Raw genomic sequence first — 17885 nt, forward strand, 5'->3', positions numbered from 1 at the left:
TCTGGCAAAAAAAGGGGCCGCAATACGCGGCCCCAAGGTGTGGCTCTGTTCAGGGGATGCCAAACGTCACCGAGGGAAATCTCATGCACCAAGCGGGATGATCAGGTTCACGCCCAGAACCGTGCTTTTGGTGCCGGCCTCATCAACGCGGGCCAGGCCGCCGCCCAACGTGAAGCCATTTTCAAATTCGTAATCCGCGCCGATGGTGATCAGGTCGGTTTCGCCCGCGCTGTCCAGATCGCGATGCACCAGCCCGCCGGACAGGGTCACGTTGCCGATGGTGTAGGCGCCGGTCAGGGTGGCATACAGCGCATCATCCGCCGAGCCGCCGGCGTTCGAGAAGGAGGCCACCTCGCCATAGACGTCGAAACCGCCATCAAAGGCATGGGCGAGGCCTGCGACAAAGCCCTGCTCGTCATCCATGTCGCCTGTGCCGGCGCTCAGGTGGCGGGCGCCGATGTGGTAACGGGTATTGCCGGTTTCCTGCGTCCATTGGATGGCAAAATTGTCCAGCTCGCCAGTGTTGCCAGCGCCGCCGTCGGCTGTTGCGATGCGGCCGCGGTCATAGCCAACAGAGCGGCTGAGGCCGGAATCATCGGCGTAAAACACACCGAAGGACAGGGTGCCCGCGCCGTTCAGCTCTACGTCCGCCAGTATGCCGATCTGTTCGACCAGCTCGTAATCTTCGGCGATGGAACTGCCGAAATAGCCTGCGGCGTCGTCCCAGGCGGTACCAAACACCGGGTGCAGTTTACCAACTGAGACGGTGGTGGCGCTGCCGATACCAAAGGAGACGCCGAGTTCTTCGATATAGACGCCCATGTCATCAAAGGTGCGGTCCTCGGCGGCGTCCGTCAGCGACTCGGCGGTGACGGTGGCAAAAAGTTCAACACCGTTGCCGAATGTATAGGCGCCGGAAGCGGTGATCATGGCAAAAGTGTCGCGGATCTCGGCAGTGGCGTCATCAGACGACAGCACGCTTTCATTGGCGATCTCGATCTCGCCTTCCCAGCTGAAGCCCTGGGCCAGGGCGGCGTTTGCGCACAGGAAGACGGGCGCGCTGAGGGCCAGCGCCGCAGAGGGTTTGATTTTCATGGGGGTTCTTCTTTCTGTTGAGGGACCTGGCCGCTGATGGCGGCCAGGTCCCTTTATTTTGGTTTTGTTATTTTATTGTATTTGCAGTGTTTTATTCGAAGACTGCCGAAGGATTATCAAGGCTGTCAGAGCCTTCGATGGCAACGCCGCCCAGATCCAGGGTAGAGACCACGCGTTCGATAGAGCGGGTCTGGTCGATCAGCCCGTTGACGCCGCCCATCACCAGCGCTTCGCCGGCTTTGTTGCCCTGCGCCAGCATCTGGTCATAGGACAGGCCTGCTTCGGCTGCGGTCTTGATCCGGCCAAGCGCCTGCATGGTGCCCGCCAGCTTGCTGCGCATCTCGGCGTCCAGATCCGCGTCCTTGGCGGCCACCAGATCGGCCAGCGACGCGCCCGAGACCAGCTCGCCGTTCACCCGCACATATTCGCCCAGATAGACGTTCTGCACGCCCAAGCCGTCGTAGTAGTGGCTGTTGTGGGTGTTGTCGGAAAAACAATCGTGCTCTTCCTCGGGGTCGTTCAGCATCAGGCCCAGACGCATCCGTTCACCCGCCTGTTCGCCGTAAGACAGCGAGCCCATGCCGGTCAGCATCGCGGTGATGCCGGCGTTTTCATCGCCCAACAGGGCAGTGCGGGCGTCGCCTTCGGCGCCCCACTGCGCGGCGATCCATTCCAGGTCGGTGATCAGCAGCTCGGTGGCGGCCTGCAGGTACTCGCCGCGGCGGTCGCAGTTGGCGCCGGTGCAGGCGTCGCCGGTGGCATAGTCGGTCCACGGGCGGTCGCCGGCGCCATGTTCGGTGCCCTTCAGATCCTGGCCCCACAGCAGGAATTCGATGGCGTGATAGCCGGTGGCCACATTGGCCTCGACCCCGTCGGCCTCATGCAAGGCGCCTTCCAGAAGTTCAGGAGTGATCTTGGCGGCGTCGATGGCTTTGCCGGACAGCTCAAAGCTGGGATTGGCGATGATGTTCAGCGATGCCAGGGTGTTCTCGTCGGTCGGCCCGCCATAAGAGGCGTCCACATAGTCGATCAGGCCTTCGTCCAGCGGCCAGGCGTTCACCTTGCCTTCCCAATCGTCGACGATGGCGTTGCCGAAACGGAAGACTTCGGACTGCTGATAGGGCACGCGGGCGGCGATCCAGGCGGCGCGGGCAGCCTCCAGGTTTTCGGCTGAGGGATGCGAGACCAGCGCGTCTACAGCGGTTTTCAGCACCTGCGCGGTGGCCAGGCTGTCCTGGTACTTGGCCTCGGCGATATTGGCATAGTTGGTCAGCACTGCGGCCTTGTCAGCGGCAAAGGCTGTGGTGGCGCCAAAGGCGAGACCGGCAAGGGCAGTGCCCGTGAGAAACAGGGATTTCATCAGCTAAGTCCTTAGTTATATAGTGAATTCAGTGAAGGGTGGCGGTGGCGGGCCGGGCCGGTTGCAGCGGCGGGCGCGGCGCCATGATCTGTTGCATCAGCAAGCCGCAGTCAGATGCCAGCTGCGTCAGCTCGGACGCTTTGCGCGGGGTGACGATCAGCGAGGCAAGGATTTGCGCATCGTCCTGCTGGCCTTCGGCAGCACAGGCCAGAAGATTAGCAAAGCAGTTCTCATCCGCGCCCAGGCATTTGCAGGTCATGCCGTGGCGCACCAGCGGGCGGCGGCCATGGGTGGCGCAGAAGTTGCAAAGAGTGCCAAAGGCCTCAAACGCGGCATCGGCCATTTCGGGGCCGAAGTTCACTTCGAAATCCCGGCGCATCTGGTCGCGGGTCTCGGCGCCGGAAAACCAGTGGCGCAGATAGATCACCGCGCCGGCTTCCAGCGGCGGCAGCTCGGACAGGGTGCCGACGGTCACGCCGCCGCGGGGCGAAGGGTGCGCAGTGCTCATGGCCGTCCGCTCACTTGGTCAGGATCAGCTTGCCTGCGCGGGTGATGCGCAGCGAATAGATCTGCCCGTTCAGCAGAATACGGGCCTGCACGCCGCCGCGGGTCAGATCCTCGGCGTGATAGGTGGGGAACACTTCGGTGGTTGCGGTGGTTGCGGTGGCCGGCACCGGCTTGGAGGCAATCTGGTTCATATCTTCCGCCCATTGCTGAATTCCGCCCTGTCCAGAAGACATTCCAGACAAAAACCGGACAGAGCGCCGGACGGCGCAAAGACCTGCGGCCACAATTGGCGCATGTCCTCGGGTTCCAGCTCTTGGGTCTGCGGGCCGCGATGGCGGCTGTCTCTGGTCGGCATGGGGGCGATCTCGGTTGATGAAATGTCACTCGGGCTCGCCTGATCCGAGTCAGGCTGGCTGGAATGCCGTATACCTGAATTATTCACTCAGGTATGTCAATCTGAGTTTTTTAGTAAGAAATAATTTTTGCGATGGCAGAAGAGGATAGGGGAACAGAAAAGGCCGCCCGATGGGCGGCCTTTCAGAATTCTATGTGCAACGGATCAGGCGCGGGTGCCGGAAAACCGCGCCTGCCAGTCCTCGCGCTGCTCGTCGGTGATTTTGGCAAACAGCACCTCTGGCACGGTGAAGCTGTGGCCTGCGGGCAGGGCGGAGAGGGCAGCCGCCGCATCTTCGGGCCAGTTGCGGTCGTCCGAATTCATCGCCGCCATCAGCGTGTCTGAGGCCTGCGGGATGAAGGGGGCCGACAGTACGGCGTAAAGCCGGATCAGGTTCAGTCCCAGACGCACCTGGGCTGCGGCGCGGTCGGGATCTTGCTTGAACACCGACCAGGGTGCTGCGGACTGCAGGTATTCATTGCCCGCGACCCAGATCGCCCGCAGCTCCTGCGCCGATTTGCGGACCTCCATCGCTTCCATGTGGCCCTCATAGGCGCGGATGCGGGTGGTAAGTTCAGCAATCAGCGCCTGTTCCTGTTCGCCGTATTCACCGGCTGCGGGAACTTCCTCGCCGAACTTGGAACGGCAGAATTTGGTGATGCGGCTGACAAAATTGCCCAGCACGTCGGCCAGATCCTTGTTCACCGACTGCTGGAAGTTCTCCCAGGTGAATTCGGAATCGCTGCTTTCCGGCGCATGGCTGAGGAGCCACCAGCGCCAGTAATCGGCCGGCAGGATCTCCAGCGCCTGATCCATGAAGACGCCGCGCCCTTGGCTGGTGGAGAACTGGCCGCCGTCGTAGTTCAGGTAGTTGAAGCTTTTCAGGTGGTCGACCATTTTCCACGGCTCGCCCGATCCCAGAATGGTTGCCGGGAACGACAGGGTGTGGAAGGGGACGTTGTCCTTGCCCATGAACTGGACGTATTTCACATCCTCGGCGCCCTTGTCGGTGCGCCACCAGCGCTGCCAGTCGGCGTCGGATTTGCCATTCGCCTCGGCCCATTCGCCAGCGGCGGCGATGTATTCAATCGGCGCGTCGAACCAGACGTAGAACACCTTGCCCTCCATGCCCGGCCAGTCTGCGCCGCCCTTTTTGACCGGCACGCCCCAGTCCAGATCGCGGGTGATGCCGCGGTCCTGCAGCCCGTCACCGTCATGCAGCCACTTCTTGGCAATCGAGGTGGTCAGGATCGGCCAGTCGTGTTTGCTGTCGATCCAGGCGTCCAGCTGGTCCTTCAGCTGCGACTGGCACAGATACAGATGCTTGGTCTCGCGCACTTCCAGATCGGTGGAGCCGGACACGGCTGAGCGCGGGTTGATCAGGTCGGTCGGGTCCAGCTGCTTGGTGCATTCCTCGCACTGGTCGCCGCGGGCGCGCTCATAGCCGCAGTTGGGGCAGGTGCCTTCGATATAGCGGTCGGGCAGGAAGCGGCCGTCAGCATTGGAATAGACCTGTTTCTCGGTTACTTCGCGGATCAGCCCGGCCTCGGCCAGCTTGCCTGCGAAATGCTGGGTCAGCGCGTGGTTCTGCGGGCTGGAGGAGCGGCCGAAGTGATCAAACGACAGCGCAAAGCCCTTGGCGATTTCCGACTGGATGCCATGCATTTCAGCGCAGTATTCCGCCACCGGCTTGTCCGCCTTGGCGGCGGCCAGTTCCGCCGGGGTGCCGTGCTCGTCAGTGGCGCAGAGGAACATCACCTCGTTGCCGCGTCCGCGCTGGAACCGGGCATAAAGGTCGGCCGGCAGCTGCGAACCCACCAGGTTGCCCAGATGCTTGATCCCGTTGATATAGGGGATCGCGGAAGTGATCAGAATGCGTGCCATGCTATCCATCCAGGTAATGTGTCAAACGCCCGTCTACCGCATGGCGCAGGCGGCGGAAACCCCGGCGGCGGTTTTCCCTGAAAATTGGAGAAACAGCGGCAGTTCCCGCTTGAACTGAACAGGGGGCTGGCGCACTCATTGGTTGCGAAAACCGGTTTCAAACCCTTGAAAGTTCACGAGGGCGTTACCATCTGCATTGTATACCAATGCATACAATTAGGGGCTGCCCATAGGTGTTTGACTTTCTTCTCGATAGCGCATTTGCGCCGTTTACCCTTGCCCTGGCCCTGTTGGGCGGACTGGCAGTTCTGGAGCTGCTGGCGCTTTTGCTGGGCGGCAGCCTGATCGGCGGCGATAGCGACGCGGGTCTGGACGGCATGGATGGCGGAGATATCGGGGAGTTCCCGGATGCCGGCGACCTGGGTGATTTGGGTGATTTGGGCGCTGATGCCGCCGCGGACGCATTGGGTGATCTGGGAGACATGGATCTTGCGGATCTGGACGGGGCCGAAGCGCTGGATGGCTCCGGGGCGGCGGATGCCACGGGCAGCCTGGCGTCGTGGCTGGGGCTGGGGCGGATGCCGACGCTGATCTGGCTGGCGGCCTTGCTGATGGGTTTTGGCCTCAGCGGTATTGGCCTGCAGATGCTGCTGACGTCTTATCTGGGTTTTGCCGCACCGGCCTGGATGGCGGGGCTGCCTGCCGGCGCCTTTGGCCTGTGGTTCGCGCGCGGCTTTGGCGGGATGTTTGCCCGGCTGCTGCCGCAGACCGAGACCGAGGCCCTTTCGGTGCGCAGCCTGGGCCGCCGCCGCGGGGTGATCACCCAAGGTACCGCTGCGCAGGGCCGCCCGGCCGAGGTGCGGGTCACTGATGGCTACGGCAACGCCCACTACCTGCGCGCCGAACCTTTCGCAGCGGGCGAGGAATTATCGCAGGGCACCGAAGTGCTGGTGATGCGCGACCGCCGCAAGGACCGGTTTGTGCTGATCGCGCTGTCTGAATAACCGGAACCAAAACTTATAAATCCAATTATCCAAGGGAGTATTCCGCATGGAATTTCAATTCCTGCTCATCGTCGTGGCGAGCATTCTTATCTTTCTTCTCATCTTCGGCCTGGTTCTTGGCCGTCTCTACCGCCGGGCCACCCGTGAAATCAGCCTGGTCAAAACCGGTGCCGGCGGCAAGAAGGTGATCATGGACGGGGGCACCATTGTCGTGCCGCTGCTGCATGAGGTCAGCCCCGTCAACATGAAAACCCTGCGCCTGGAAGTGAAGCGGGACGGCGACGCAGCGCTGATCACCCAGGATCGGATGCGGGTGGATGTTGGCGTTGAATTCTACGTCTCGGTGATGGCCACGGCTGAGGGCATTGCCCGCGCCGCGCAGACCCTGGGCGACCGTACGTTTGATGTCGAACAGCTGCGCGAAATGATCGAGGGCAAGCTGATCGACGGCCTGCGCGCGGTGGCTGCGCAGATGACCATGGACGGGCTGCATGAAAAACGCGCCGACTTTGTGCAGGAGGTGCAGAATGCGGTCTCTGAGGACCTGCTGAAAAACGGTTTGTCGCTGGAGTCTGTCTCGCTCACCGCATTGGACCAGACGCCGTTTGAGGCACTGGACGAAAACAACGCCTTTAACGCCGTTGGCATGCGCAAACTGGCCGAGGTGATTGCCCAGTCCAAAAAGGAGCGCGCGCAAATTGATGCGGATACCCAGGTCTCGGTGCGCCGTGCCGCGATGGAGGCTGAGCGTCAGCGTCTGACCATTGAACAGGATGAAGAACAGGCCAAGATCTCGCAGCTGCAGCAGATCGAAACCATGAAGGCCGCGCAGGAGTCCGAAGTGGCGCAGCGGCGCGAGGATTCGATGCGCGAGAGCGAGCGTGCGCGGATTGCACGTGAAGAGGCCATCCGCTCTGCCGAGATTGAACGGGAGCGGAAGATCCGCGACGCCGAAATCACCAAGGAGCGCGAGCTGGAGGTTGCCGAACAGGAACGCCAGATCATCATCCAGCAGAAATCCGAGGAGGAAAGCCGCGCCCGTGCGTCGGCGGATCTGGCGCGGGCCGAGGCCACCAAGGCGACTGAGGCAGTGGCAACCGCCCGTGAAGTTGCTGAGGCGGAACGCCAGAAGCAGATCACGCTGATCGAAGCCACCCGCGAAGCCGAACGCCAGGCAACCGGCATCCGCTTGGCTGCTCAGGCTGAGAAAGACGCGGCGGCTGACCGGGCCGAAGCGCGGCGTGAAGAAGCCCAGGCCGAGGCTGATGCGCTTAACATCCGGGCCGAGGCCAAGAAGAACGACATGCTGGCCGAGGCGGAAGGCAAACGCGCAATTGTTGAATCCGAGAACGCGCTGTCGGCTGAGCTGATCCGGATGAAGATCGACATGGCGCGGATCGAGGCGATGCCTGCGATCATCACCGAGATGGTGAAACCGGCCGAGAAGATCGATTCGATCAAGATCCATCAGGTCAGCGGCATCGGCGGCGGCGCGCCTTATGCGGCGGCTGGGGCCGGCGCTGGCGCCGAGAAACCGGTGGTCAATCAGGCGCTTGATTCAATCATGGGCATGGCGGTGCAGATGCCCGCGCTGAAGAAGCTGGGCGAGGAGCTGGGCCTGTCGATGGAAAACGGTGTCAGCGGTGTTGCCAGCCAGGCGCTGGGCGCTGAGCCGGAGGCGGTTGAAGGTTCTGATGTGCCGCTGCTGAATGGCGCTGCGGCAGGTCCGGCGCCAAATGACGCCGCGGCTGAAAGCTGATTGTTCAGCTTCCCGGAATATTTATAGGGGCCGGAGTTTTCCGGCCCCTTTTTTACATTCGTAAACAGATCCTTAAAGGGTCAATGCTGCTGTCCGAATGTTTCGCGCGCGAAACAATCAGGCAGAGATGCTGACCCATTTCACTTCCTCTTGCGCGAGCGTTTCAGCAGTCGGCCGATGGTGAAGGAGGTGCGTGGCGCGTAGACATAATTGGTGCGCTCTTCGGGCGTCGGGCGCACTTTCATCCGGCTGAGACCAAAGGCGATCAGCAGCACATGGCCGCAGGCCACATAGGCAAACAGGGCAGGCGGCCCGTAAAAGCTGATCAGCGTTGAGGAGACATAAGGGCTGGCGATGGCGCCCAGGGCAAAGAAGAACATCAGCGCTGCTGCCAGCTCCACCCGTTCTTCCGTTGTTGCAAAGTCGTTGGCGTGCGCGGCGGAAACCGAAAAGATCGGGAAGGTGGTGAAGCCGAAGAACCCTGCCGCCAGCATCACCCCCAGGGTGCCGGTGCCGCTGGCAGCCATGGTGACAGCGCAGCTGAAGATGGCAGCCACGGAAAGCCAGATCAGCACCCAGCGGCGGTCGTATTTGTCGGCCAGCCAGCCCATCGGGTACTGCGCCAGCGCGCCGCCCAGCACAAAGGCGGCAAGGAAAAAGGCGATCTGGCCGATTTCCAGGCCAACCTCCTGGCCATAGACCGGGCCGACCATCCGGAACGAGGCTGAGCTGAGTGCCGCCACGATCACCCCCGCCACCGCCAGCGGCGAACAGCGCCAGGCCAGTTTGGGGCGCAGCCGCGGCGCATCGGGGGTTTCCGGCTGGCTGGCCTTGGTCAGGGTCAGGGGCAGCAGTGCCGCGCAGCAAATCACCGCCAGCAGATTGTAGGAAATATAGACCGCAGGCGGCAGCACCGCGATGATCAGCTGCGCCGCCAGCGAGGCGCTCATATCGGCAATCCGGTAGGTGCCCATGGCGCGGCCGCGGTTCTCGTTGGTGACTTTGGCGTTGAGCCAGGCCTCGATCACCGTGTAGGCGCCGGCTACGCACAGGCCCGAGGCAATCCGCATCGCCGCCCAGGCATAGGGGTTTTCTGTCAGCGTATGGCCCAAGAGCCCCATCGCCCCAAGGGCTGTGCAGACCGCAAAGGCGCGGGAATGGCCGACATTGCCCATCAGCCGCGGCGCCCACCAGCAGCCGATGAAGAAGCCAAAGAAATGGGCCGAGCCAAGCAGGCCGATCTGTTCCCTGGTGAAATTCAGCGTCAGACCCGAGATAGCATCGAGTGGGCCGACGCCTCCGGTCGACAGCTGCAGCAGGATGACAGAAAGAAACAGGGCGGCAAAGGAGATGATCAGGCGCATAACGCTGCGACCATGACAGGCTGCGGCTGCATTGCCAGCCGGTTTCCGTCATTGCGGTGTCGTATTCTTGCGCGGCGGTGTTTTTCGGCACCGGGCGCGGCCCGGGGTTCAGCCCGCCTGGCGGATGCGGGCTTTGATGGCGAGGGTGACCCGGTCGGCGACCAGATCCGGATAGCCGGTGGCGCCAAAGGCCGCGCGGCTGAGGCTGCCGCTGAGATGCACGTCGAGTTCGCGCAGATCGCTGGCGGCGGTGCCGGGCCGGCGGTAGAGCGCTGCCTGCAAGGTCAGCGGCCGGGTGGTTCCGCGCAGGGTCAGTTCGCCGCCGATCTGCGCGCCGCCTGAAAGCCGTCCGTCAGGCCCGAGACGGACACGGGTGGAGCGGAAACGGATTTCCGGGAAGCGCGCGGTGTTGAGCACGCCGGGGCTTTTCAACGCCTCGGTGGCAAAGATCAGCCCGGTCCGGGCGCGGCTGGCGTCAAGCGTGATATCGGCCTGGCTGCGGGCAAGGTTCTGCGGATCGATCCGGATGCGGGCGGCGCGGACCGGGATCCGCCCTTGCTGCGGCTGGCCGCTGAGCCGGAAGGTAAAGCGCACGTCTGTGGCATCGGGAATGAGGCGGTAAGGCAGGATCGCTGCGGGCAGCCTTTGCGGGGCCAGCAGGCTGGCCGCAAGGCAGGCGATCAGGCTCCGCCGGTGCATCCTGTGGTTGCTCATGGGGGTTTCTTCTCCGGTTGCATAGCGTTTTTACATGGCGTTTGCGATGCCGCAGCTTGAGCTTATCCGGATTTTCCGCCGCAGGCTGCTCACTTTCGCGGGGGGAGCCTGTGACGCGGCGGCGGGCTCCCGCCAGGCATCAGCTTTTTGGCAAAAGCCTCTGCCTGTTGGGCCCGGCACCGGGCATAGCCCGGTGCCGGGCCCAAGGCCGCTAAGGCGGTGCTGGCGCAGCCAGGTCCGCCTGCGGGCGCGGGAGGGCATCGTCAAGGCGCTGGGGCCGGTCTAGGCGCTGGGGCTCGTCTTGGGCGTGCGGGTCTGCGGTGCGGGTGGCAGGGCGGCACGAAGCAGAGCGGAGCAGGCAGCTGCCAGCGGCCTGGGTGATCTGCCAGCTGCGGGGCGGCAGGGTGCGGGCGCGCAGGCGCTGCAAGGTCCAGAACTTCCGGGTCTTTGCTGCGCCATCCCCGGCCGGGCCGGGCGCGGGGCCGGGCGGGAGGCTGTGTGCAGGCACGTCAGGGGGGAAGAGATCATGGGGCAAAGGGGTATGGGCAGGCGCCAGGTGCCAGCGGCTTTCGATGCCCTGGGCGCCGCCTGTGCCGGGGGTCAGCAGCAGGCCCAACGGCGCCGGGCCGAAGCGCCCGCCTGCCTCTGCCGCCAGATGCAGCCGCCGCACCGGGGTGATGGCGGGCGGCTCAGCCAGTTCTGCCACCACCAGCGCCGCAGCACCGCTGCGCAAGGCTTCCTCCATGGCCCAAAGCTGATCCTCGGTCCGGGCGGCTTGCAGGAACAGGAACCGGGCGGGGCTGGCAAATTCCGCCATCCCGTCCGGGTTCAGCTGCTTGCCGCCCTGCGGCGGCGGCAGCCACAGGACCGGCCCCGGCGCAATGTCTTGCGCGGCGGCGGCCAGCCACAGCGCAAAACTGTGGCGGGCGGGGCCGCAGGCCTCGTGCACGCGGCCATGCTCCAGCGCAACCCCCTCCATCAGGGACAGGGCCGGGCGGGATCTGTGGCGGCGGCGGGTGAGCAGGTGAGTCGGCATGAGAATAAAATGACATGTTTCCGCTTTGTTCTCAAGCGCTGAGCCGGACCGGGCTTATGGCAGGCCGGGCTTGCGGCGGGCCGGTACAGATGCCGTCAGGCCAGGGCAAGCGTGTCCTCAAGCGCCTGGAAGAACACAGCTCTCGCATGCCGTTCAATCCAGGGCTTGCGGCCGCAGCGTTGCAACAGGCGGAAGCTGAAGTCCGGAAGGATCTTGCGCAACGGCAGTTCCACGCCTTATGCCGGGTGGTGGCCGTGATCACCGTGAAGCACCGTTACCGGGCAGCGGATCCTGGCCGCCTCGCGCAGCAAGGCGCCGGAACGGCGCAAGTCTGCAGCTGCCGGCCAGACGCTGGTGAAAACCTCCCGGTCAAAAGAAAGGGAAGGGCGGGGAAGATCCGGCAGCAGTTTGCAAGCTTCCGATTTCTCCAGGAGGTGCAAGGCCTGCGCCAGTCCCGCCGCCGGATGGTATGGATGGCAGGTTTCACTGCAGGCGGCCCCGGCAGGTCTTAACCCTCGCGGGGGACAACCGGGCCGCCCTGTTTGGCCCATTCGGTAAAGCCGCCCTCCAGATGCACAACCGGTTTCAGACCCATCTCAATCGCGGCTTTGGCGCTAAGGGCTGAGCGCCAGGCGCTGGCGCAGTAGAACACATAGGTTTTGTCCTGGTTGAACACCGGCTTGTGATAGGGGCTGTCGGGATCGATCCAGAATTCCAGCATGCCGCGCGGGCAGGAAAACGCGCCGGGGATCATGCCGCTGCGCTGCAGCTCGCGGATGTCGCGCAGGTCGATGAAGACGTAATCCTCGTCCAGGACCTTCTGCTTGGCCTCCTCGACAGCCATGGTTTCGACGAGGCTGTTTGCCTCGGCCAGCAGCGCCTTGACGCCCTTGGTTATGGTCTGCGGCATCGGGTATCCTTTCCTTAGGTTGCACAGAGGCTGGCCGGTTTGCCGCCTATGTGCAAGCGGCTTGCACTTCCCGGGCAGGGCCTTAGGGTCGCAGGCAAATCCAGGACAGGGGAGCGCGCGGCATGAAACTGAACCCATTGGGACGCACCGGTATGATGGTGTCCGAACTGTGCCTGGGCACGATGACATTCGGCACTCAGACGCCGGAGGCCGAGGCCCATGCCCAGATCGGCCGGGCGCTGGAGGGCGGCGTTAATTTTGTAGATACCGCAGAGATGTATCCGGTGAACCCGGTGAGTGCGGAGACCCTGGGCAACAGCGAGCGGATCATCGGCAATTGGAATGCGCAGACCGGGCGGCGGGGCGAGTACATCCTGGCCACCAAGCATTCCGGCGCGGGGATGCAGCATGTGCGGGACGGGGCGCCGATTTCGTCCAGGACTATCGCGCCCACAATTGAAGCCTCGCTGAAGCGGCTCAAGACCGATTACATCGACCTCTATCAATTCCACTGGCCGAACCGGGGCAGTTACATGTTCCGGCAGAACTGGAGCTATGATCCGTCCTCCCAGAACCGGGAAGCGACGCTGGCCCATATGGAGGATTGCCTGGAGGCGCTGCAGCGCGAGGTGGAGCGCGGCACCATCCGCGCCTTTGGCCTGTCGAACGAGAGCGCCTGGGGCACCGCGCAATGGCTGCGCATCGCAGAAGCGCGCGGCGGGCCGCGGGTTGCTTCGATCCAGAATGAATACTCATTGGTTTGCCGGATGTATGACACTGATCTGGCAGAGCTGAGTGTGAATGAAGATGTAGGGCTGATGGCGTTTTCACCGCTGGGCACCGGGCTGCTGACCGGCAAATATCAGGACGGGGCGGTGCCGGACGGCTCACGCAAGTCGATCAATCCGGACCTGGGCGGGCGGCATTCGCCGCGGGTCTATGACGCTGTGGCGGCCTATCTGGAGATTGCCAACCGGCACGGGTTGGATCCTGTGCATATGGCGCTGGCGTGGTGCCGCACACGGCCGTTCATGGCCTCGGCGATCTTTGGTGCCACGCATCTGCCGCAGCTGGAGCATGCGTTGAAATCGGTGGAACTGGAGCTGAGCCAGGACGTGCTGGACGAGATCACTGCCGCGCACCGGATGCATCCGATGCCGTATTGAGCTGAGGTCCTGCGCCTAGGGGCGGAGGCTCTCCCGCCCGGCCTGCGTGCATTGAAATGCCCTTGGCCGGTTGGGCCGGGCGCTGCTGCGCAGCGCGGAAAGATGGCTGAGAAGCGCTTCAGGTGCAGGTTTGCCCTGAAGCGCCTTTGCCAGTGTATTCAAGAGGTGCGCGTCAAGGGTGAACAGTGCTGGCGCACCGCCGCTGCGCGGCCCTTGACCCGCGGGGCAGGGCTGCCGGTCAATGCGCCGTCGGCCGGGCCTGTTCCTGGCGCAGGTCGCGGGCAGAGGTGCCGTGGGCGGTGCGGAAGGCGCGGGCGAAGCTTGACTGCGAGGTGAATCCGGTGGCAATCGCAACCTCCATCAGCGGCAGATCGGTGTCGGTCACCAGACGGCGGGCTTCGGCCAGGCGCAGCTGCAGGTAGTGGTCCTGCGGCGTGGTGTTGAGCCTAAGCCGGAACTGCTGCTGCAGGCTGCGCGGGCTGGTGCCGAGGGTCTCGGCCAGGGCGCTGAGCGGCAGCGGCTCGTCCAGGGCGGCCTCCATCAGCGCGTTGGCCTTGGCTGTGAGCGCATTGTGCTTGTGGCCGCCCAGGCGGCTTTGCGGGCGCGGTTCTGCGGCGGGGCCATCATAGAGGAACAGCCCGGCGACGCGGGCGGCAAAGCCGGCACCGTGGCGGGCGCCGATGATATGCAGCATCATCTCAATCGCCGGGGTTGCGCCGCCGGAGGTCAGGCGGCCATCGGAGACGGTGAAACGGTCGTTGCGGACGTCAACCTCGGGGAAGCGGCTGGCGAAGTTTTCCAGGTCTTCCCAATGATTGGTGGCGGGGTGGCCGTCCAGCAGCCCGGCCTCGGCCAACAGCCAGGGGCCGCCGTCGATGCCTGCGATGGTGGCGCCGGTGGCGGCGATGCGGCGCAGGCCTGCCAGCAGGCTGGGGGTGGCGTGGCGCGCCAGCTGAAAGCCGGCCACGACGATCAAAAGCTCGCAGCCCTGCAGCCGGGCTAGCGGAAAGCTGGGCACGGTGAGACCGCTGGTCAGCATCGGCGGCTCATTTGCGGCGCTGACATAATCCCAGTCGAAGGCCGCGCGCCCGGCCAGCCGGTTGGCGGCGCGCATCGGGTCAACGGCAGCCGCAAAGGACAGCGTGTTGCATTCATCCAAGACCAGCACCGCGGTTTTCAGCGGCTGATGCTCGGGCTGCAGGATGTTTTTTGCGGATTTCATCAACTTCGATTCGCCTGATGTAAAGTTCAGGCCCAAAGGCTGCGGCAAGGTCGCCCTTAGCGCAAATCAGAATCTGGGGAAGAGCCTGGGGATAACCCGCGGCAAAACCCTGTACATTGAAGGGAAAAGCAAAATGCCTCTGGAAATGAACCGGGACGTCTTTATCACCTGTGCTGTGACCGGCTCTGGCGGCACCCAGGACCGCAGCCCGCATGTGCCGCGCTCGCCTGCGCAGATCGCCGGCAGCGCCATTGCCGCGGCCAAGGCCGGCGCCGCCGTGGTGCATTGCCATGTGCGCGATCCGGAGACCGGCGCACCGAGCCGTGATCTGGCGCTGTACCGCGAAGTCACCGACCGGATCCGCGACGCTGAGGTTGATATGGTGCTGAACCTGACCGCGGGCATGGGCGGCGACATGGTGTTTGGCGATACTGAAAATCCGCTGCCGGTGAACCCGGCGGGCACCGATATGGTGGGTGCAACCGAACGGATGGCGCATGTGGCGGAATGCCTGCCGGAGATCTGCACGCTGGATTGCGGCACGATGAATTTTGCCGAGGCCGATTACGTGATGACCAACACGCCGGGGATGCTGCGGGCGATGGGGCAGATGATGACCGATCTGGGCGTGAAGCCCGAGATCGAGGCCTTTGACACCGGCCATCTGTGGTTTGCCAAGGAGCTGGTGAAGGAAGGTATTCTGGACAGCCCCGCCCTGGTGCAGCTGTGCATGGGGGTGCCCTGGGGCGCGCCGAATGATCTGAATACATTCATGGCGATGGTCAACAATGTGCCCGGCGATTGGAACTGGTCGGCGTTCTCGCTGGGCCGGGATCAGATGGCCTATGTGGCGGCGTCAGTTCTGGCGGGCGGCAATGTGCGGGTTGGTCTGGAGGACAATTTGTGGCTCGGCAAAGGTCAGCTGGCGGAGAACTGGCAGCTGGTGGAGCGGGCTGGCACCATCATCGAGAACATGGGCAGCAAGCTGATGGGACCGGCGGAGGTGCGCGAAAAGCTGGGGCTGACCAAGCGCGCGCCGGCGGCGCAGTAAGCGGCGGCCAGCGGTTTCGTTGAATTGAAGGAATTGGGGGCAAACCCCCAAGCCCCCAGGATATTTGGGGCCAGAAGAAGAGCCGGGCGGTTCTCAAAGGGAAGCAGATGAAAACAGCAGCAATCATTGGCGGCGGCGTAATCGGCGGCGGCTGGGCCGCGCGGTTCCTTCTGAACGGCTGGGATGTGCGGGTCTTTGACCCGGACCCGGAAGCAGAGCGCAAGATCAGCGAAGTGCTGGGCAATGCGCGGCGCTCCTTGCCCGGTCTGGGCAATGTGGCGCTGCCGGCAGAGGGCAGCCTGACATTCCACAAAACCATTGCCGAAGCCGTGGACGGCGCGGAGTGGATCCAGGAAAGCGTGCCGGAGCGGCTGGATCTGAAGCAGAAGGTCTATGCGCAGTTGCAGGCTTGTTGCGCGCCGGATGCGGTGATCGGCTCTTCGACTTCCGGCTTCAAGCCGTCGCAATTACAGGACGGGCGCGAGGCGCCGGGGCAGATCGTGGTGACGCATCCCTTCAACCCGGTTTACCTGCTGCCGCTGGTGGAACTGGTCACAACGGCAGCCAATCCGGCAGGTGTTATTGAACGGGCCAAGGAGATCCTCTCGGGCCTGGGCATGTACCCGCTGCATCTGAAGAAAGAGATCGACGCGCATGTGGCCGATCGTTTCCTTGAGGCGGTCTGGCGCGAGGCGCTGTGGCTGGTGAAGGACGGCATCGCCACCACCGAGGAGATCGACAACGCGATCCGCTACGGCTTTGGCATCCGCTGGGCGCAGATGGGGCTGTTTGACACTTACCGCGTTGCGGGTGGTGAGGCCGGCATGAAGCATTTCATGGCACAGTTCGGCCCCTGCCTGTCGTGGCCCTGGACCAAGCTGATGGATGTGCCCGAGTTCAATGACGAGCTGGTGGATCTGATCGCAGGCCAGTCGGATGCGCAATCCGGCCATCTGCCGATCCGCAAGATGGAGCAGATCCGCGACGATAATCTGGTCGGCATGATGCGCGCACTGGGCAACAACGACTGGGGTGCAGGCGCGTTGCAGAACGCCCATGACAGAGGCCGCGAGGGCGAGGCCGGGCTGGTGCGCTCGGTTGCGGAACTGGAGGACCTGAGCCAGCCGGTGCTGACCCAGAGCCGCGTGGTGCCGCTGGATTGGACCGATTACAACGGCCATATGACCGAGAGCCGCTATCTGGATGCCTTTGCGCAATCCACCGACCGGCTGATGATGATCATCGGTTGCGATGCTGAATACATCGCCAACGGCGGCAGCTACTTTACCGCCGAAACCCATATCCGCCACATCGACGAGGTGCATGCGGGTGATGCGATCCAGGTGCGGACGCGGGTGATTATGGGCGCGGGTAAGAAAATGCATCTGTGGCACGAGATGTATTCCGGCGAGCGGCTGCTGGCGACGGGTGAGCATATGCTGCTGCACGTGGATCTTGCGACCCGCCGCTCGGCCCCGCCTGCGGCGCATATCGAGGCCAATCTGGCGAAGCTGGCTGAGGCGCATGCCGTCTTGCCCGCGCCGGAGGGGCTGGGCCGCGCGATTGGAGCGCCGAGATGAGTGCGGACCGGGTGAGCCGGGTTCTGGTCACGGCCGGGGGCTCCGGCATCGGCCGCGCGATGGCCGAGGGCTTTGCTGCTGCCGGGCATCAGGTCTGGGTCACGGATGTGAGTGCGGTCAGCCTGTCGGATCTTCCGGCGGGCTGGCGCAGCACCGCTGTGGACGCCACCGACGAGGCCGGGGTCAAGGCGCTGTTTGCGGAGATCGCCGGGGAGTGGGGCGGGCTGGATGTGCTGTGCGCCAATGCAGGTGTTGCCGGACCGACCGCGCTGATTGAGGATATCGCGCTGGAGGATTGGCGCAAATGCGTCAGCGTCAACCTGGAGGGCTGTTTTCTGGCGGCGAAATATGCGGCGCCTTTGATGAAGGCCGCCAAGGCCGGGTCGATCATCGTGACGTCTTCGACCGCCGGGCAGTACGGCTATCCCAACCGGGCGCCGTATGCTTCGGCGAAATGGGCGGTGATCGGGCTGATGAAGACCTTGGCGATGGAGCTTGGCCCTTTTGGTATCCGCGCCAATGTAATCTGCCCCGGCGCGGTGGAAGGCCCTCGGATGGAGGGCGTGCTGGAGCGCGAGGCGGCGGCCAAGGGCATGACCCGGGATGAGGTTTATGCGGGTTATGCCGCGGGTACCTCGATGGGGCGGTTTGTCGAGGCGCGGGACATTGCCAATATGGCGGTGTTTCTCGGGTCCGATGCGGCGCGGCTGGTGTCGGGGCAGGTGATCGCGGTGGACGGCCATACCGAGAACCCGGATCCGAAAGTGTGAGGCGCGCCCCTGGAGGGGCGCGGGCTGCCGGTGGCTCAAGATGCTGGCGCATCTCGAGCCTGGGCGCCC

Annotated in this window: 16 protein-coding genes; 6 read left to right on the forward strand and 10 right to left on the reverse strand. The window is 64.0% G+C overall.

What is annotated here, in order from left to right; all coding sequences use genetic code 11:
* Positions 1-81 precede the first annotated feature (81 nt).
* The 5 genes from ETW23_RS05150 to metG all read right to left on the reverse strand — a co-directional run bounded on the left by ETW23_RS05150 (position 82) and on the right by metG (position 5240).
* Entirely contained in the window at positions 82-1095 is a 1014-nt protein-coding gene (locus ETW23_RS05150; RefSeq protein ID WP_134829330.1) for a porin, read from the reverse strand.
* Between the two features lie 91 nt (positions 1096-1186).
* A complete protein-coding gene (locus ETW23_RS05155) occupies positions 1187-2455 on the reverse strand; it encodes an imelysin family protein (RefSeq protein WP_134829331.1) in 1269 nt (422 codons plus the stop codon).
* A 28-nt stretch (positions 2456-2483) separates the two neighbouring features.
* A complete protein-coding gene (locus ETW23_RS05160) occupies positions 2484-2963 on the reverse strand; it encodes a hypothetical protein (RefSeq protein WP_134829332.1) in 480 nt (159 codons plus the stop codon).
* A gap of 10 nt (positions 2964-2973) precedes the next feature.
* The gene (hemP, locus tag ETW23_RS05165) at positions 2974-3153 is read right to left on the reverse strand and encodes a hemin uptake protein HemP (protein WP_129371625.1); all 180 of its coding nucleotides are present in this window, start codon (positions 3151-3153) and stop codon (positions 2974-2976) included.
* 368 nt (positions 3154-3521) lie between these two features.
* On the reverse strand, positions 3522-5240 hold the full coding sequence (gene metG, locus ETW23_RS05170) for a methionine--tRNA ligase (RefSeq protein ID WP_205877273.1): 1719 nt from the start codon (positions 5238-5240) through the stop codon (positions 3522-3524).
* A gap of 233 nt (positions 5241-5473) precedes the next feature.
* Between metG and ETW23_RS05175 the strand changes: the two genes are divergently transcribed.
* Both ETW23_RS05175 and ETW23_RS05180 read left to right on the forward strand, forming a co-directional pair.
* Positions 5474-6244: an OB-fold-containig protein gene (locus tag ETW23_RS05175; protein WP_134829333.1), complete on the forward strand. Its 771-nt coding sequence runs from the start codon at positions 5474-5476 to the stop codon at positions 6242-6244.
* Between the two features lie 46 nt (positions 6245-6290).
* Entirely contained in the window at positions 6291-8003 is a 1713-nt protein-coding gene (locus ETW23_RS05180) for a flotillin family protein (protein ID WP_134829334.1), read from the forward strand.
* Positions 8004-8143: 140 nt separating this feature from the next.
* On the opposite strand, the gene ETW23_RS05185 is transcribed toward ETW23_RS05180, so the two are convergent.
* The 4 genes from ETW23_RS05185 to ETW23_RS05200 form a co-directional block, all read right to left on the reverse strand.
* Positions 8144-9367 (reverse strand): MFS transporter, encoded by a 1224-nt coding sequence (locus ETW23_RS05185; RefSeq protein WP_134829335.1) that lies wholly within the window; start codon positions 9365-9367, stop codon positions 8144-8146.
* 108 nt (positions 9368-9475) lie between these two features.
* Positions 9476-10081, reverse strand: coding sequence for a YceI family protein (locus tag ETW23_RS05190; protein WP_247676802.1), 606 nt, complete (start codon positions 10079-10081; stop codon positions 9476-9478).
* A gap of 211 nt (positions 10082-10292) precedes the next feature.
* Positions 10293-11117 (reverse strand): hypothetical protein, encoded by an 825-nt coding sequence (locus tag ETW23_RS05195; RefSeq protein WP_205879941.1) that lies wholly within the window; start codon positions 11115-11117, stop codon positions 10293-10295.
* Between the two features lie 508 nt (positions 11118-11625).
* Positions 11626-12027, reverse strand: a complete 402-nt coding sequence (locus ETW23_RS05200) for a rhodanese-like domain-containing protein (protein WP_129371620.1) — start codon at positions 12025-12027, stop codon at positions 11626-11628.
* 122 nt (positions 12028-12149) lie between these two features.
* Between ETW23_RS05200 and ETW23_RS05205 the strand changes: the two genes are divergently transcribed.
* Entirely contained in the window at positions 12150-13193 is a 1044-nt protein-coding gene (locus tag ETW23_RS05205) for an aldo/keto reductase (RefSeq protein ID WP_134829336.1), read from the forward strand.
* Positions 13194-13431: 238 nt separating this feature from the next.
* On the opposite strand, the gene ETW23_RS05210 is transcribed toward ETW23_RS05205, so the two are convergent.
* The gene (locus tag ETW23_RS05210) at positions 13432-14415 is read right to left on the reverse strand and encodes a GlxA family transcriptional regulator (protein WP_129371618.1); all 984 of its coding nucleotides are present in this window, start codon (positions 14413-14415) and stop codon (positions 13432-13434) included.
* A gap of 133 nt (positions 14416-14548) precedes the next feature.
* Between ETW23_RS05210 and ETW23_RS05215 the strand changes: the two genes are divergently transcribed.
* The 3 genes from ETW23_RS05215 to ETW23_RS05225 all read left to right on the forward strand — a co-directional run bounded on the left by ETW23_RS05215 (position 14549) and on the right by ETW23_RS05225 (position 17816).
* The gene (locus ETW23_RS05215; RefSeq protein WP_134829337.1) at positions 14549-15466 is read left to right on the forward strand and encodes a 3-keto-5-aminohexanoate cleavage protein; all 918 of its coding nucleotides are present in this window, start codon (positions 14549-14551) and stop codon (positions 15464-15466) included.
* 107 nt (positions 15467-15573) lie between these two features.
* On the forward strand, positions 15574-17046 hold the full coding sequence (locus ETW23_RS05220; RefSeq protein WP_134829338.1) for a carnitine 3-dehydrogenase: 1473 nt from the start codon (positions 15574-15576) through the stop codon (positions 17044-17046).
* Positions 17043-17816, forward strand: coding sequence for an SDR family oxidoreductase (locus ETW23_RS05225; protein ID WP_129371615.1), 774 nt, complete (start codon positions 17043-17045; stop codon positions 17814-17816). Before ETW23_RS05220 ends, ETW23_RS05225 begins: the two co-directional genes overlap by 4 nt.
* The last annotated feature ends 69 nt before the right edge of the window (positions 17817-17885 follow it).

It is taken from the genome of Leisingera sp. NJS201, from assembly GCF_004535885.1.
Taxonomy (GTDB): domain Bacteria; phylum Pseudomonadota; class Alphaproteobacteria; order Rhodobacterales; family Rhodobacteraceae; genus Leisingera.

Bases quoted from the DNA above. Each gene is read 5' to 3' on its own strand.
- ETW23_RS05220 (WP_134829338.1), top strand. From the start codon at position 15,574: ATGAAAACAGCAGCAATCATTGGCGGCGGCGTAATCGGCGGCGGCTGG.
- ETW23_RS05205 (WP_134829336.1), top strand. From the start codon at position 12,150: ATGAAACTGAACCCATTGGGACGCACCGGTATGATGGTGTCCGAACTG.
- ETW23_RS05180 (WP_134829334.1), top strand. From the start codon at position 6,291: ATGGAATTTCAATTCCTGCTCATCGTCGTGGCGAGCATTCTTATCTTT.
- ETW23_RS05185 (WP_134829335.1), bottom strand. From the start codon at position 9,367: ATGCGCCTGATCATCTCCTTTGCCGCCCTGTTTCTTTCTGTCATCCTG.
- ETW23_RS05160 (WP_134829332.1), bottom strand. From the start codon at position 2,963: ATGAGCACTGCGCACCCTTCGCCCCGCGGCGGCGTGACCGTCGGCACC.
- hemP (WP_129371625.1), bottom strand. From the start codon at position 3,153: ATGAACCAGATTGCCTCCAAGCCGGTGCCGGCCACCGCAACCACCGCA.
- ETW23_RS05190 (WP_247676802.1), bottom strand. From the start codon at position 10,081: ATGAGCAACCACAGGATGCACCGGCGGAGCCTGATCGCCTGCCTTGCG.
- ETW23_RS05215 (WP_134829337.1), top strand. From the start codon at position 14,549: ATGCCTCTGGAAATGAACCGGGACGTCTTTATCACCTGTGCTGTGACC.
- ETW23_RS05225 (WP_129371615.1), top strand. From the start codon at position 17,043: ATGAGTGCGGACCGGGTGAGCCGGGTTCTGGTCACGGCCGGGGGCTCC.
- ETW23_RS05150 (WP_134829330.1), bottom strand. From the start codon at position 1,095: ATGAAAATCAAACCCTCTGCGGCGCTGGCCCTCAGCGCGCCCGTCTTC.
- ETW23_RS05200 (WP_129371620.1), bottom strand. From the start codon at position 12,027: ATGCCGCAGACCATAACCAAGGGCGTCAAGGCGCTGCTGGCCGAGGCA.
- ETW23_RS05210 (WP_129371618.1), bottom strand. From the start codon at position 14,415: ATGAAATCCGCAAAAAACATCCTGCAGCCCGAGCATCAGCCGCTGAAA.
- metG (WP_205877273.1), bottom strand. From the start codon at position 5,240: ATGGCACGCATTCTGATCACTTCCGCGATCCCCTATATCAACGGGATC.
- ETW23_RS05195 (WP_205879941.1), bottom strand. From the start codon at position 11,117: ATGCCGACTCACCTGCTCACCCGCCGCCGCCACAGATCCCGCCCGGCC.
- ETW23_RS05155 (WP_134829331.1), bottom strand. From the start codon at position 2,455: ATGAAATCCCTGTTTCTCACGGGCACTGCCCTTGCCGGTCTCGCCTTT.